Below are 13,509 nucleotides of genomic sequence, written 5' to 3'. Positions count from 1 at the left end.
AACGGTCAGCGCACGTGGGAGCCGAGCGCCGCCAGCTCGTCGAAGGATGCCCGCAGCCGATCGGCGAGGGGCTCGACGCCGCCGTGGTCGGCCCAGCACGACCAGGCGTGCCGCATCCCGGCGAAGGCGACGTAGGTGACGAGCCGGGCCCGCTGGTGCAGGACCTCCGCGTCGTCGGCGAGCGCCGGGTCGTCGTGGGCGAGACGGCGCTGCACCACGCCGCTGAGCGCATCCTCGAAGGAGTGCATGCTCGCCATACGCAGCGCGAACAGCTCGGGGTTGTCCTTGAGCAGCGCGCGACGCAGCGTGTGGAGCCGCTGCATGCTCTGGGGGTCCGCCGCGTCATCGTGCGGCTCGGAACCGCCCACGTCTCCGACGTTGATAGCGGCGACGAGCAGGGTGCCGATGCCCTCCAGGATCGGCTCCTCCGGGCCCGCCGTGATGAATCGCTCGATGGTGTCCTCATCCGGCAGCTCCGGCAGTTCGCCGATGATCGCCGACTCTTTCGACGGGAAGTAGTTGAAGAACGTGCGTGGCGACACGTTGGCCTCGTGGCTGATCTCGTCGATGGTCACGCGGTCGAAACCGCGCTCGCTGGCGAGCTCGACGGCGGCCAGCTGGATGGCACGGCGGGTGGCGATGCGCTTGCGCTCGCGCAGGCCGAGCTCGCTGAGGGTGGAATCGGGGGCCACGGACACGCTCACGATTATTTCACTCGCTGCAAAATTGCACCACTCAGCAGGTCTTGCCCTCTTCGGGGACCGTACCTTTCACGAGATACGCGTCGACGGTGTCGTTGACGCACGAGTTCGACTTGTTGTAGGCCGTGTGCCCCTCGCCCTTGTAGGTGAGCAGGTGCCCGTTCTGAAGCTCCGACGCGAGGTTCTTCGCCCAGACGTACGGCGTCGCAGGGTCGTTCGTGGTCCCGACCACCAGGATGGGCGCCGAACCGTCGGCCGAGATGGGCCCGCGGTCGCCGGTCGCCTTGTACGGCCAGTTGGCGCAGCCGATGTCACCGTAGGCCATGTACGGCCCGATCACCGGTGCCGCCTGAGCGAGCTGAGCCGCCTGCTGGCGCATCACCGCCGGGTCGGCGTCGTAGGTGTAGTCGAGGCAGTTGATCGCGACGAAGGCCTCGGTCGAGTTGTCCGAGTACGTGCCGTCGGCCGTGCGGTTGTTGTACGTGTCCGCCAGCGTGAACGCGACGGATGCGCTCCCCTTCATGACCGAATCGAACAGCTTGTCGAGGTACGACCACGCGGTCGCATCGTAGAGCGGGGTGATGATCGCCGTCACCAGCGTGTTTGCGCCGAGTTCCCGGCCGTCGGAGTTGCGGATCGGGCTCTTCTCGACCGCCGCCAGCAGCTGCGCCACGGTCCCCATCGCATCGTCGACCGTCCCGCTGAACGGGCAGCCCTTCTGCGTCAGGCAGCTCTTCAGGTAGGCGCGCAGAGCGCTCTCGAAGCCCTTGGCCTGCACCTCGGTGACGTCGAAGTTGGACGCTGCTGGATCCAGGGCTCCGTCGAGCACGAGGCGACCGGTCTTGCCGGGGTACAGGCCTGCGTAGACCGCGCCCAGGTAGGTGCCGTAGGAGTAGCCGAGGTACTTGAGCTTGCGGTCGCCGAGGACCGCCCGCAGCAGATCGAGATCGCGCGCGGCGCTCACCGTGTCGACCTTCGGCAGAGAGGCGCCGGTGTTCTTCTGGCACGCCTGGCCGAAGTCCTTGGCGATCGCGGTGTTCTCGGCGATCCACTGATCGGAGCCGCGGACGCCGGGCGTGATCCCGTAGAGGTACTCGTCCATCTGCTTCGCGTCGTAGCACTTCACCGCGGTCGAACGGCCCACCCCGCGCGGGTCGAAGCCGACGATGTCGAAGTGGTCCTGCAGCGTGGCGTCCGCGACGAAATCGACCGAGTCCTTGACGAAGTCGAAACCGGACGCGCCGGGGCCGCCCGGGTTGGTGAGCAGCGAGCCCTGCTTGCTGCCCTTCGCCGGCTGGCGGATGAGCGCCAGCTCGACCGTGCCCGCGGAGGGGTGGTTCCAGTCGAGCGGGGCCTTCGCCGTGGCGCACTGCTTGCCGCTCGCGCAGGAGCTCCAACGCAGCACCTGGCTGTAGTACGGCCGGAGCGCCGAGGACACCGTGTCGGGCGCCGGCGAGGACGTGACCGGCGCTTTCGACGGCAGGAACCACGTGACGCAGCCGGTGAGGGTGAGTGCGAGGATCGCCGCCACGGCGACCGCCGCCGTACGGACGGCGTGCCTACGGGTGGTCACAGGTCGGTCCCCTTCCGCGCGGTCGTGCCGCGCAGGATCGTGGTGAGCATGGCCTCGAGAGCGAGCGTCGGAGCGACATTGCCGTCGATGCGCTCGCGCGCCGTGGCGATGGCGTCCATCGCGGCGAGCGTAGCGGCCGGAGTCGTGTGGGTGCTGAGAGCGTCGAGCTCCTGCTGCAGTTCGCGGTTGACGAGCTCGCTGTCGCTGCCGAGCTGCAGCATCATCACGTCGCGGTAGAGCGAGAGCAGGTCGACGAGGATGCGGTCGATGCCGTCGCGGAGACTGCGCGTCGCCCGGCGCTTCTGATCTTCCTCGAGCTGCCGCAACTGCCCGCGCAGGGCCGGCGGGATGGTGCCGCCCGGCTCGATCCCGAGGGAGCGCAGCGCGTGCTCGCGCTCCTCCGCATCCCGCTCCTCGGTGATCGCCTTCGCATCGGCACCGGCGATGTCGAGCAGTGTCGCCGCGGCCAGGACCGCGTCGGAGACGGAGCGGATGCGCAGCGCCGTCTCCAGCGTCTGCTGGCGTCGACGGCGGGCCTCCTCGTGGGTGGCGAGGCGATGCGCCATGCCGATGTGGCTCTGGGCGTGGCGCGCCGCGCGCTCCGCGGTCTCCGCATCCACACCGTCGCGTCGCTGGATGAGTTGTGCGACGTCTCCGACGCTGGGGACGCGGAGGCGCACCGTCCGGACGCGCGAGCGGATCGTGGGCAGCAGGTCGGCGTCGCTCGGCGCGCAGAGGATCCACACCGTCCGCTCCGGCGGCTCCTCGAGGGCCTTCAGGAGAACGTTGGACGTGCGTTCAGTCATCCTGTCCGCGTCTTCGATCACCATCACGCGATAGCGGCCGACGGACGGAGCGAACTGCGAGCTGGACACCAACGAGCGCACCTCGTCGATGGAGATGATGACCCGCTCAGTGCTGAGCACGGCGAGATCGGGATGCGTGCGGGCCTCCACCTGACGCTGGGTCGCGAGGTCGCCCTCCGGGGTGCCCGGGCTGAGCAGCGCCGTCGCGAACGCGTAGGCCAGGTTGGAGCGGCCGGAACCGGGTGGGCCGGTGATGAGCCACGAGTGGGTCATGCCGCGGCCGGTCCCGGTCTCACCCGGTCGCGCGCCGGAGCCCGCTGCGGCAGCCCGGACGACCTCGATCGCCTCGTCCTGCCCCGTGAGCTCGTCCCACACCGTCATGCGTTCCAGGCTAGCTGCCGCCACGGACACCGCGCGCACGGCGACCGCGCGGTCAGACCCGGTCGGCGAGCCGCTGGCGGATCTCGGCTGCGATGTCGTCGACCGGACGCGACGCGTCGACGACGAGGAAGCGCTCCGGCTCCTGCTCGGCGAGTGCCAGGTAGCCCGCGCGGACCCGGCCGTGGAAGTCGGAGCGCTCCGCCTCCAGCCGGTCGTAGCGGGTGCGCGACGTGTCGAGGCGTGCGCGGGCGGCGTCTTCGTCGAGGTCCAGGAGGATCGTGAGATCGGGCTGCAGGCCCTCGGCGGCCCACAGCGAGAGGTCGCGGATCTGCTGCGGGTCGAGCACCCGCCCGGCGCCCTGGTAGGCGACGGAGGAGTCGATGTAGCGGTCCTGGACCACGACCTCGCCGCGCGCCAGCGCCGGGCGCACCACGGTCGCGACATGGTGGGCGCGGTCGGCGGCGTAGAGGAGCGCTTCCGCCCGCGGCGCGATGTCGCCGCGGTGATGCAGCACGATCTCGCGGATCTCGACCCCGGCCGCCGTGCCGCCGGGTTCGCGGGTGCGCACGACGGTGCGGCCCTGAGCGGTCAGCCACTGCTCGAGGAGGGCGGCCTGGGTGGACTTTCCCACGCCGTCCCCGCCCTCGAGCGTGATGAAGAGGCCGCCGCTCACTCGGCGGACTTCTTGGCCGCGGTCGTCCTGGCCGCCGGCTTCTTCGCCGCCGTGGCCTTCGCCGCGGTGGCCTTCGCCGCCGTTGCCTTCGCCGCGGTGGTCTTCGCCGCAGTGGTCTTCGCCGCCGGCTTCTTGGCGGCGGGCTGCTTGGCGGCGGGCTTCTTGGCCGCCGGCTTCTTGGCCGGTCCCTTCGCGCGCTTGTCGGCCAGCAGCTGCACCGCGCGGTCGAAGTCGACCTCGTCGACGGTCTCGCCGCGCGGGATCGTTGCGTTCGTCTCGCCGTCGGTGACGTAGGCGCCGAACCGTCCGTCCTTGATCCGGATGGGCTTTCCGCTCACCGGGTCGGCGTCGAACTCTTTCAGCGCGCTGGACGCCCGCCGGTTGCCGTACTTGGGCTGCGCGAACAGTTCGAGCGCGCCCGCCAGGTCGACGTCGAAGATGTCGTCTTCGCTCGGCAGCGAACGGGTGTCGGTTCCCTTCTTCAGGTAGGGCCCGTAGCGTCCGTTCTGCGCCTGGATCTCTTCGCCGCTCTCGGGGTCGGCGCCCACCACGCGGGGCAGGTCGAGCAGCTTGAGCGCGGTGTCGAGGTCGATCGTCGCCAGGTCCATGGATTTGAAGAGGGACGCGGTGCGCGGCTTCGCCGCAGCCGCCTTCTTGGTCTTCTTGGCCGGCTCCGTCACCTCTCCTGTGCTCGGGTCGACGGAGGACTCGTCCTCCGGGTCGGCTTCCGTGACGTACGGGCCGAAGCGCCCGTCCTTGGCGAGCACGAGTTTTCCGTTCTCGGGGTTGCTTCCGAGCACGCGGTCCGTCTGCACCGGCGCCTCGATGAGCTCACGAGCCTTGGCCGGCGTGAGTTCGTCGGGGGCGAGCTCCGGCGGGATGTTGACGCGGCGCGGAGTCGCGTCGGGTCCGGCGTCCGGCTCCGTCACCTCGAGGTAGGGGCCATACTTGCCGATCCGGAGGGTGACTCCCTCGTCGATGGTGATCGAGTTGATGCTGCGCGCGTCGATCTCGCCGAGGTTGTCGATGACCCGTCGGAGTCCCTTGTGCTTGCCGCTGCCGAAGTAGAAGCTGTTCAGCCAGTCGACGCGCTCGGCCTCGCCGTCGGCGATCCGGTCGAGGTCGTCCTCCATCTCGGCGGTGAAGTCGTACTGGACGAGGTCGCCGAAGTAGTCCTCCAGCAGGCGGACCACCGAGAACGCGACCCAGCTGGGAACCAGCGCCTGACCACGCTGGGTGACGTAGCCGCGGTCGATGATCGTGGAGATGATGCTGGCGAAGGTGGAGGGCCGCCCGATCCCCAGCTCTTCGAGGCTCTTCACCAGGCTCGCCTCGGTGTAGCGCGGCGGCGGAGTGGTCTCGTGGCCGTCTGCCGCGACCTCCCTGACCGAGAGCTGCTGCTTCTCGGTCAGGGGCGGCAGCTTCGCCTCGGCGGAATCGGACGCGTTGCGCTCCTCGTCCTTCCCCTCCTCGTAGGCGTTGAGGAATCCGCGGAAGGTGATGACCGTACCGCTCGCGGTGAACTCGGCGACGGTTCCGTCGAGCGGGCCCTCCGTGACCCGGGCCTCGACCGTGACGGACGCGGTCTGACCCTTCGCGTCGGCCATCTGCGAGGCGACGGTGCGCTTCCAGATCAGCTCGTAGAGGCGGGCCTCCGGACCGCGCAGCGAGCGCTCCAGCTCCGCGGGGGTGCGGAACGTCTCGCCGGACGGCCGGATCGCCTCGTGGGCCTCCTGCGCGTTCTTGCTCTTGGATGCGTAGGTGCGCGGCTTCTCCGGAACCGTCTCCGGCCCGTACAGCTTCGCCGCCTGGGCGCGCGCAGCATTCGTGGCCTGCTGCGACAGCGACGCCGAGTCGGTTCGCATATAGGTGATGTAGCCGTTCTCATAGAGCGACTGCGCCACGCTCATCGTCTGCCGTGCCGAGAACCGGAGCTTGCGCGCGGCCTCCTGCTGCAACGTGGAGGTGGTGAACGGCGCGGCCGGACGCCGCGAGTACGGCTTCGAGTCGACCTTCGACACCGCGACGGCGGTGCTGGGCTGGCGGATCGCCGCGGCGAGCGCGGTCGCGGACGCCTCGTCGAGCGTGCGGGCCTCGGACGTGAGCCGGCCGTGGTCGTCGAAGTCGCGACCGGTCGCGACGCGGAGCCCGTCGAGGCGGGCCAGCCGCGCGTCGAAGGCGTTCGCGTCTTCTGGTGCGAGCTGTGCGGTCAGGCCCCAGTAGGAGGCAGGAACGAAGGCGAGGCGCTCGCGCTCGCGGTCCACGACGAGCCGGGTGGCGGCGGACTGCACGCGGCCGGCGGAGAGGCCGGGCCCCACCTTGCGCCATAGGACGGGCGACACCTCGTAGCCGTACAGCCGGTCCAGGATGCGGCGGGTCTCCTGCGCGTCGACCAGGGCCGTGTCGATCTCACGGGTGTTGTCGCGCGCCTTCTCGATCGCCTCGCGGGTGATCTCGTGGAACACCATCCGCTTCACCGGGACCTTCGGCTTCAGCACCTCCACCAGGTGCCAGGCGATCGCCTCCCCTTCGCGGTCTTCATCGGTTGCGAGCAGGAGCTCGTCGGCGTTCTTGAGCGCGCGCTTGAGGTCGGCGACCGTCTTCTTCTTCTGGTCCGACACCACGTAGTACGGCTCGAAGTCGTTCTCGACGTCGACGGAGAACTTTCCGAGCGAGCCCTTCTTGAGCTCGGGCGGCAGGTTCTTCGGCTCGATGAGGTCGCGGATGTGCCCGACCGAGGCCATGACCTCGTAGCCGTCGCCGAGATACTGGGCGATCGACTTGACCTTGTTCGGAGACTCGACGATGACGAGCTTCTTCGTGTCAGGCACCTGACTCCTCTTAATATGCACACGCTGTGTCTTCCACAGCTGACTGTGTCTCCACGGCAGGACTGGCGTGGCGCTCTCCCCTGGCGCGACGCTCCGCGCCCCCAGCGCGATCCGTCGTCCGACAGGCAAACCATACACACCTTCTCCGCTTGTCCACCTAATCCTTCCGACGACGTTCGCCGTCGGCGCAGCCCCGGGACCGGCCGGGAGCACATCCCGGCGGCCCACACGACCCTTTGCGTCGCCCGCCCTCGGGAGGACAATGACGACATGGCAACGACAATGATGTACACCGCCAAATTGATCGACGGCCCTCTCGAGGGGAAGACCATCTCAACCGACTTCCTCGACTCCGGCGACGCGCGCCCCCGGCTCGAGATCTCGGCGTCCGCAGGCTCCAAGCACTATCTCTACGTGCGCGCCTCCGGCGCGGAGGTCGAGTACGCCTCCGACGACGGGCGGGGCCGACAGCCCTCCGCCGTCTCCTACCGCTACGTGGAGACCGTGTTCGACTGAACTCCGGCCCCCGCTCAGCCGCCTCCCGGCGGCGGGCCGGCCCGAGCGGACGCTGACGCTCTCAGCCCGAGGTAGGGCGTGACGGTCGTCACGGTCACGACCGCACCCTCCTCGGCGCACTCGGCGATCGCTGCACCGTTGGCCTGCGCCACATCCGACGCCGCCTCACATGGGATCGCGGAGATGCGACCCGCGGCGGCGTCCGCTGCGGCGAGCGCGGCCAGGTCCGCCGCGGCGGCCGCCCGGGCGTGAGCGGCTGTGGCTCCGATCACAGCGATGGCCCCGCCGGTCACGGTCACCACCGCGCCCAGCACGCCGAGCGCGAGAACGGAACCTGCTCCCCGGTCGTCGGCCCAGCGGACTCTCATCCGGTCGTCCCTTCGTCGAGTGCGCAGGCGTGTGCACTGAGCCGGACGCCCAACCGGCTGAGCACCGTGCTCTCGGGTGCCGTCACGCGTGCGCACACGGTCTTCCCCACCCGGTCGATCGTCGTGCCCGCGCCCTCCGGCACGGCAGCGCCCGCCGGGTCGTCCCCGCGTCCCGCGAGCCGCGCCGCGACGGCGGCCGCGCCCGCGAGGGAGGCGTACTGCGCCGCGCCGTGCACCGCTCCGACGCAGAGCGCGAGACAGACGAGGACGGCCGGCAGCGCGACCGCGAACTCCGCGCTGACGCTCCCACGATCACCCGCCGGAAAGCGCACGATGCACCAGATCGGAGAGGATGGCCTTCACCTCGTCGCCCTTGAGCAGTGCGACCAGCACGCCGGCGAACCCGACCGCGGCCAGGATGGTGATCGCATATTCGGCCGTCGCCGCCCCGCGGTCTTCGCGGAACCGCCTCCTGAGCCGTCGCAGCATCCCGATGTCGTGACCCATGAGGTCTCCCTTCGCTCGTATCCGATGCGTCGTGCACCTGCTTCCATCCTTCGGATCGCCCGGCCCTCGGAACCGGGGACGGCCGGATCTGTGGAGAACTCATCGCAGCCCGGCCGTTGTGGACGACAACAGCGACAGGGCGAGCGGCGCGACGGCCAGCAGCAGGAAGCTGGGCAGTACGCACGCACCGAGCGGGAGCATGAGCCGGACTCCGAGGACGGCCGCCTGGCGACGCGCCTCCGCGCGGGCCGAACGGCGCTGCTGCCGCGCGGACGCCGTGAGCAGCTCGACGGCGGGGGCGCCGGCCGATTCGGCCAGCCGGAGGACGCGGCGGACACCCCTCTCGTCGAGCGGCGGCAGCCCGGCCTCGCGCGCCGCGCTCTTCGCCGCGACGACGGCCGCCTCTGCTGAGGAACCTCCCGACAGGGCGATGGCGACGAGTTCTTCCGGGAACCCGGCGATCGGGCGCCGGGCGAGCGATCGACGCACCAGAGCGCGCATCCACCAGCGGCCCGCAAGCAACAGGGCGGTGCCGGATCCCAGCGCGACCGCGCCCGGCGTCGAGCCCACAGCGCCGACCACATCGGCCCCGAGCGCCGCGGCCAGCACCGCGCCGGCGAGCGGCAGCCACGTGACGAGCCGCGTGGTGGCCCGCGGGCTGCTGAGGGCGACATCCGCCTCGCGCTCCGCCTCGGCGATGTCGCGCAGCGTCTCCGCGACGACGCCGAGGGCATGGCCGAGAGGAGCGCCGGACGCCTCGGCCACTCGCCAGGTCGCCGCGATCGCCCGCACCTCCTCCGTCTCCGCCGTCGCGAGGAGGGCGTGGGCACAGGACGGCTGGGCCTCCAGGGAGGCGACCACCGCGACCGCGACGGCCCGCGCTATAGCCTCCGCCCTCGCGTCCGCCCCTGAGCCGCCCGCGGCCCGCCGACTCTCGGCCGCCACCGCCGACCACGCCGATCGTGGCGTCAGTCCGGCATCCAGGAGCACCGCGATCGACTCGGTGAGCGCTGCGACGGCGTCCGCCTCGGCTCCGGGCACACGTCGACCGCGCATCACCCTGAGCCCTCCCCCAGCCGCTCGACCCCCAGCCGCTCGACCCCCAGCCGCTCAACCCCCAGCCGCCCATCCCCGTCGAGCCGCAGCCGGCCGAAGCCGGCCAACCGGCGCATCCCGTCCATCCGCTCGAGGTGCACCACCAGCCCGATGGCACTGACCGCTTGACGCGCGAGCGCCCGATCGTCCAGCCCCGCCAGGGCTCCGAGCGCCTCCAACCGTGCCGGCACATCCGCGAGGGAGTTGGCGTGGAGGGTCCCCGCACCGCCGTCGTGCCCTGTGTTGAGCGCTCCGAGCAGGTCACGCACCTCCTCGCCCCGGCATTCTCCGAGCACCAGCCGGTCGGGCCGCATCCGCAGCGCCTCGCGGACCAGCCGGCGCAGATCGACGCCGCCCGCGCCCTCGAGGTTGGGCTGCCGGGTCTCGAGCCCGACGACGTGCGGATGAAGGATGCGGAGCTCTGCGACATCCTCGATCACCAGGATCCGCTCATCCGGGGGCGCGTTGGCGAGCAGGGCCGCCAGCAGCGTCGTCTTGCCCGCGCCGCCCGCGCCGGTGATCAGCAGGTTTGTCCTGCTGCGCACCGCCGCCAGGAGCCGATCCTTCTCGGCGCTGCGCATCCCTCCCCGGCTCACCAGTTCGTCGAGGGCGGGTTGCTCGCGGGAGGGCACGCGGATCGACAGCAGCGCTCCGCCCGTCGACACCGGCGGCAGCACGGCGTGCACCCGCACGCCGCCACGCAGCCGGACGTCGACAAGGGGGTCGCCTCGTCGATATGCCGGCCGCCGGCGGCGATCAGACGAACGGCGAGCTCGCGCGCCGCCTGCCGATCCGCGCGCCAGGCGTCCTCCCGACGCAGCCCGTGGGGAGGCCCGTCGCTCCACAGCTCGCCGTCTCCGGTCACGAAGAGATCGGTGACTCCTGGGCGGAGAAGATAGGGCGTGAGGGTCCCGAAAGTGCGCCAGAGGCCGGGCTCCGAGGCGTGCTCGGGAGAGGATTCGATCGTCATACGGCGACCCTAGAAAGCGGCCGCCATCGCCGGACGATGCCGGCGGAATCTGTGGAGAACAACCGCGAATGCCCGGTCTGTGGACGACGACGTCCGCACCGCAAGCCTCCGAGATCCGGCACATCGGCCGGTTAAAAAGGGGGCCGCACCTATTGGGGGGAACAGGTGCGGCCACTGCGGCGCAGGATTGGGGGGAATCGATTGCGCCGCACGCACGAATTTACATTCGGCCGGGGACCAGTTTACGCACAATCGATGCAAACGCAAGTCTTCGGGAGCGGGCCACGGAGGCAGGTTGTAGAGTCAGGCATTGTCGCGCCACGACCCTGTATCGACCGCATCGCAAAGGAGCGAAAAGACTCCCCATGAGCAACACAATCGACAACCTGCTCCACGAAGCCCGGCGATTCCCGCCGACCGAGGAGTTCGCCGCGAATGCCGTCGCGACCGCGGACCTGTACGAGCGCGCCTCCGCCGATCGCCTCGGCTTCTGGGCCGACCAGTCCCGCGAGCTGCTGCACTGGCACACCCCGTTCACCCGCACGCTCGACTGGAGCGAGCCTCCCTTCGCCAAGTGGTTCGACGACGGCGAGCTCAACGTCGCCTACAACTGCCTCGACCGACACGTGCTGGCCGGGAACGGCGACCGCGTCGCGATCCACTGGGAGGGTGAGCCCGGCGACACCCGGACCCTCACGTACGCGGAGCTGACCGCGGAGGTGAAGAAGGCGGCGAACCTGCTCACCAGCCTCGGCATCCGGGCGGGCGACCGGGTCGCCATCTACCTGCCCATGATCCCGGAGGCCGTGATCGCGATGCTGGCGGTCGCGCGGATCGGCGCCGTGCACTCGGTGGTCTTCGGCGGTTTCAGCGCCGAGAGCCTGCGCTCCCGTATCGACGACGCCGAGGCGAAGCTCGTCATCACGGCGGACGGCGGCTGGCGCAAGGGCCGCGTCTTCCCGCTGAAGGACGCGGTGGATGCCGCGCTCACGGGCGAGGCGACCTCCGTCGAGCACGTGCTCGTCGTCAAGCGCGGCGAGAACGAGGTGGCGTGGACCGAGGGACGCGACCTGTGGTGGCACGACGAGCTCGCGCTGGTCGACGCCGACCACGTGGCGAAGGCGTTCCCCGCCGAGCAGCCGCTGTTCATCCTGTACACGTCGGGCACTACGGGGAAGCCGAAGGGCATCCTCCACACCTCCGGCGGCTACCTGACGCAGGCGGCCTTCACCCACAAGAACGTGTTCGACCTGCACCCGGAGTCGGACGTCTACTGGTGCAGCGCCGACGTGGGATGGATCACCGGCCACACGTACGTCGTCTACGGTCCGCTGGCGAACGGCGCCACGCAGGTGCTCTACGAGGGCACGCCCGAGACGCCGCACCCCGGCCGGTGGTGGGAGCTCATCGAGAAGTACAAGGTCTCGATCTTCTACACCGCGCCGACGGCCATCCGTTCGTTCATGAAGCTGGGTCGCCAGCACCCGCAGAAGTTCGACCTGTCGAGCCTGCGCGTGCTGGGCTCGGTCGGCGAACCGATCAACCCCGAGGCGTGGATGTGGTACCGCGAGGTGATCGGCGGCGAGTCGACGCCCGTCGTCGACACCTGGTGGCAGACGGAGACCGGCGCGATCATGATCTCGGCCCTCCCCGGCGTCACGACCCTGAAGCCGGGCAGCGCCCAGGTGCCGCTGCCGGGCATCTCGATCGACATCCTGGACGAGGCGGGCACGCCGGTCGGCAAGGACGAGGGAGGCCTATTGGTCGTCACGGAGCCCTGGCCGAGCATGCTCCGCGGCATCTGGGGCGACCCCGAGCGCTTCAAAGAAACGTACTGGTCGAAGTTCGGCGACAAGTACTTCGCCGGCGACGGCGCCCGATACGACAAGGACGGTGAGATCTGGCTGCTCGGCCGGGTCGACGACGTCATGAACGTGTCGGGCCACCGCCTGTCGACGGCGGAGATCGAGTCGGCGTTGGTCGCGCATCCCTTCACGGCCGAGGCCGCGGTGGTGGGCGCGAACGACGAGACGACGGGCCAGGCCGTGGTCGCGTTCGTGATCATCAAGCAGAACCAGGCCGAGCAGGCGGAGGCGCTGGATGTGGCCGCCGAGCTGCGCAAGCACGTCGCCCAGCAGATCGGGGCGATCGCCCGGCCGCGCGACATCTTCATCGTGACGGAGCTGCCGAAGACGCGCTCGGGCAAGATCATGCGGCGCCTGCTGCGGGATGTGGCCGAGGGACGCGAGGTCGGCGACACCACCACGCTCGCCGACACCGCGGTGATGAGCTCGATCCAGGCCAAGCTCTCCTAGCTCCCGCGATACGACGAAGGGGCGGTGCCGCGCGGCACCGCCCCTTCGTCGTATCGGTCAGTCGACGGCGAGGATGAGCTCCACCTCGACCGGCGAGTCGAGCGGCAGGACCGCGACGCCGACCGCCGAACGGGCGTGCACGCCCGCGTCGCCGAAGATGTCGCCGAGCACCTCCGAGGCGCCGTTGATCACGCCCGGCTGGCCCGTGAACGCCGGATCGGAGGCGACGAAGCCGACGACCTTCACGACGCGACGGACGCGGTCGAGCGAGCCGAGCACGCTCTTCGCCGCGGCGAGGGCGTTGAGGGCGCTGGTCCGCGCGTACTCCTTGGCGTCGGTCGCCGGCACCAGGCCGTCGCCCTCGCCGACCTTGCCGGTGGCGGGCAGGGCGCCTGCGACCATCGGCAGCTGGCCGGACGTGTAGACGTGGTCCCCGTCCAGCACCGCCGGAGTGTATGCGGCGACCGGCGGCACGACGTCGGGCAGCTCGATCCCGAGCTCGGCGAGGCGCGCTTCGACGTCGGCCATCAGTCCTGCTCCCCGTTCTCGATCGGGCGCTTGAGGTAGGCGACGAGCCCGCCCTCCGGGCCGGTCACGACCTGGACCAGCTCCCAGCCCTCCGACCCCCAGTTGTTCAGGATCGCTGCGGTGTTGTGGATCATCAGCGGGGTCGTCAGGTATTCCCAGCGCGGCATCGTGCTCCTCGGTTCGGGGTATTTCGCAGGTTCATCACCTACCCTGATCCTATGTCTGCGCAAAAACCACAGGCTAGG

At 70.3% G+C, this 13,509-nt stretch carries 13 protein-coding genes and 1 pseudogene; 2 read left to right on the top strand and 12 right to left on the bottom strand.

The genetic code is table 11. The annotated features are described in order from the left end of the window. Positions 1-5 precede the first annotated feature (5 nt). From ACQ86M_RS01230 to topA, 5 genes are read right to left on the bottom strand one after another with little or no spacing between them, the layout of a single operon-like run. Entirely contained in the window at positions 6-698 is a 693-nt protein-coding gene (locus ACQ86M_RS01230) for a TetR family transcriptional regulator (RefSeq protein ID WP_431246769.1), read from the bottom strand. Positions 699-735: 37 nt separating this feature from the next. Next, positions 736-2,274, bottom strand: a complete 1,539-nt coding sequence (locus ACQ86M_RS01225) for an alpha/beta hydrolase (RefSeq protein WP_431246768.1) — start codon at positions 2,272-2,274, stop codon at positions 736-738. Further along, positions 2,271-3,461, bottom strand: coding sequence for a DNA polymerase III subunit delta' (locus ACQ86M_RS01220; protein WP_431246767.1), 1,191 nt, complete (start codon positions 3,459-3,461; stop codon positions 2,271-2,273). Before ACQ86M_RS01220 ends, ACQ86M_RS01225 begins: the two co-directional genes overlap by 4 nt. Before the next feature lie 52 nt (positions 3,462-3,513). Next, the gene (gene tmk, locus ACQ86M_RS01215; RefSeq protein WP_431220329.1) at positions 3,514-4,134 is read right to left on the bottom strand and encodes a dTMP kinase; all 621 of its coding nucleotides are present in this window, start codon (positions 4,132-4,134) and stop codon (positions 3,514-3,516) included. Continuing rightward, the gene (gene topA / locus ACQ86M_RS01210) at positions 4,131-6,965 is read right to left on the bottom strand and encodes a type I DNA topoisomerase (protein WP_431246766.1); all 2,835 of its coding nucleotides are present in this window, start codon (positions 6,963-6,965) and stop codon (positions 4,131-4,133) included. The genes tmk and topA overlap by 4 nt, the downstream gene beginning before the upstream one ends. A 270-nt stretch (positions 6,966-7,235) precedes the next feature. Between topA and ACQ86M_RS01205 the strand changes: the two genes are divergently transcribed. Next, positions 7,236-7,481, top strand: a complete 246-nt coding sequence (locus tag ACQ86M_RS01205; protein ID WP_431220327.1) for a hypothetical protein — start codon at positions 7,236-7,238, stop codon at positions 7,479-7,481. A gap of 14 nt (positions 7,482-7,495) precedes the next feature. Here the strand turns inward: ACQ86M_RS01205 and ACQ86M_RS01200 are convergent, their stop codons facing one another. The 5 genes and pseudogenes from ACQ86M_RS01200 to ACQ86M_RS01180 all read right to left on the bottom strand — a co-directional run bounded on the left by ACQ86M_RS01200 (position 7,496) and on the right by ACQ86M_RS01180 (position 10,421). Then, a complete protein-coding gene (locus ACQ86M_RS01200; RefSeq protein ID WP_431220326.1) occupies positions 7,496-7,849 on the bottom strand; it encodes an Rv3654c family TadE-like protein in 354 nt (117 codons plus the stop codon). Beyond that, positions 7,846-8,181 carry a TadE family type IV pilus minor pilin gene (locus ACQ86M_RS01195; protein WP_431246765.1) on the bottom strand — a complete coding sequence of 112 codons (336 nt, stop codon included), beginning with the start codon at positions 8,179-8,181 and terminating at the stop codon, positions 7,846-7,848. The genes ACQ86M_RS01200 and ACQ86M_RS01195 overlap by 4 nt, the downstream gene beginning before the upstream one ends. Next, positions 8,162-8,356: a DUF4244 domain-containing protein gene (locus tag ACQ86M_RS01190; protein ID WP_431220325.1), complete on the bottom strand. Its 195-nt coding sequence runs from the start codon at positions 8,354-8,356 to the stop codon at positions 8,162-8,164. Before ACQ86M_RS01190 ends, ACQ86M_RS01195 begins: the two co-directional genes overlap by 20 nt. 99 nt (positions 8,357-8,455) lie before the next feature. Then, on the bottom strand, positions 8,456-9,397 hold the full coding sequence (locus tag ACQ86M_RS01185) for a type II secretion system F family protein (protein ID WP_431246764.1): 942 nt from the start codon (positions 9,395-9,397) through the stop codon (positions 8,456-8,458). Positions 9,398-9,411: 14 nt separating this feature from the next. Continuing rightward, positions 9,412-10,421, bottom strand: a pseudogene (locus ACQ86M_RS01180) (TadA family conjugal transfer-associated ATPase). Positions 10,422-10,786: 365 nt separating this feature from the next. On the opposite strand from ACQ86M_RS01180, the gene acs reads away from it, so the two are divergent. Continuing rightward, complete coding sequence (gene acs, locus ACQ86M_RS01175; RefSeq protein ID WP_431246763.1) at positions 10,787-12,736, top strand: acetate--CoA ligase; 1,950 nt, start codon at positions 10,787-10,789, stop codon at positions 12,734-12,736. Between the two features lie 57 nt (positions 12,737-12,793). Here acs and ACQ86M_RS01170 read toward each other — a convergent pair whose 3' ends face one another. Continuing rightward, a complete protein-coding gene (locus ACQ86M_RS01170) occupies positions 12,794-13,264 on the bottom strand; it encodes a RidA family protein (protein ID WP_431246762.1) in 471 nt (156 codons plus the stop codon). Beyond that, positions 13,264-13,431: a hypothetical protein gene (locus ACQ86M_RS01165; RefSeq protein ID WP_431220320.1), complete on the bottom strand. Its 168-nt coding sequence runs from the start codon at positions 13,429-13,431 to the stop codon at positions 13,264-13,266. The genes ACQ86M_RS01170 and ACQ86M_RS01165 overlap by 1 nt, the downstream gene beginning before the upstream one ends. Positions 13,432-13,509 lie beyond the last annotated feature (78 nt).

Source organism: Leifsonia xyli subsp. cynodontis, from assembly GCF_050632205.1.
GTDB classification, from domain to species: domain Bacteria; phylum Actinomycetota; class Actinomycetes; order Actinomycetales; family Microbacteriaceae; genus Leifsonia; species Leifsonia xyli_D.
The sequence above is the reverse complement of the archived record's forward strand: the minus strand, read 5'-3'. Positions and strand labels throughout refer to the sequence as shown.

What these genes read in the sequence shown, in the direction of transcription:
- ACQ86M_RS01220 (WP_431246767.1), bottom strand. Translation starts at nt 3,461, where the DNA reads ATGACGGTGTGGGACGAGCTCACGGGGCAGGACGAGGCGATCGAGGTC.
- ACQ86M_RS01205 (WP_431220327.1), top strand. Translation starts at nt 7,236, where the DNA reads ATGGCAACGACAATGATGTACACCGCCAAATTGATCGACGGCCCTCTC.
- ACQ86M_RS01200 (WP_431220326.1), bottom strand. Translation starts at nt 7,849, where the DNA reads ATGAGAGTCCGCTGGGCCGACGACCGGGGAGCAGGTTCCGTTCTCGCG.
- ACQ86M_RS01190 (WP_431220325.1), bottom strand. Translation starts at nt 8,356, where the DNA reads ATGGGTCACGACATCGGGATGCTGCGACGGCTCAGGAGGCGGTTCCGC.
- acs (WP_431246763.1), top strand. Translation starts at nt 10,787, where the DNA reads ATGAGCAACACAATCGACAACCTGCTCCACGAAGCCCGGCGATTCCCG.
- ACQ86M_RS01170 (WP_431246762.1), bottom strand. Translation starts at nt 13,264, where the DNA reads ATGGCCGACGTCGAAGCGCGCCTCGCCGAGCTCGGGATCGAGCTGCCC.
- ACQ86M_RS01165 (WP_431220320.1), bottom strand. Translation starts at nt 13,431, where the DNA reads ATGCCGCGCTGGGAATACCTGACGACCCCGCTGATGATCCACAACACC.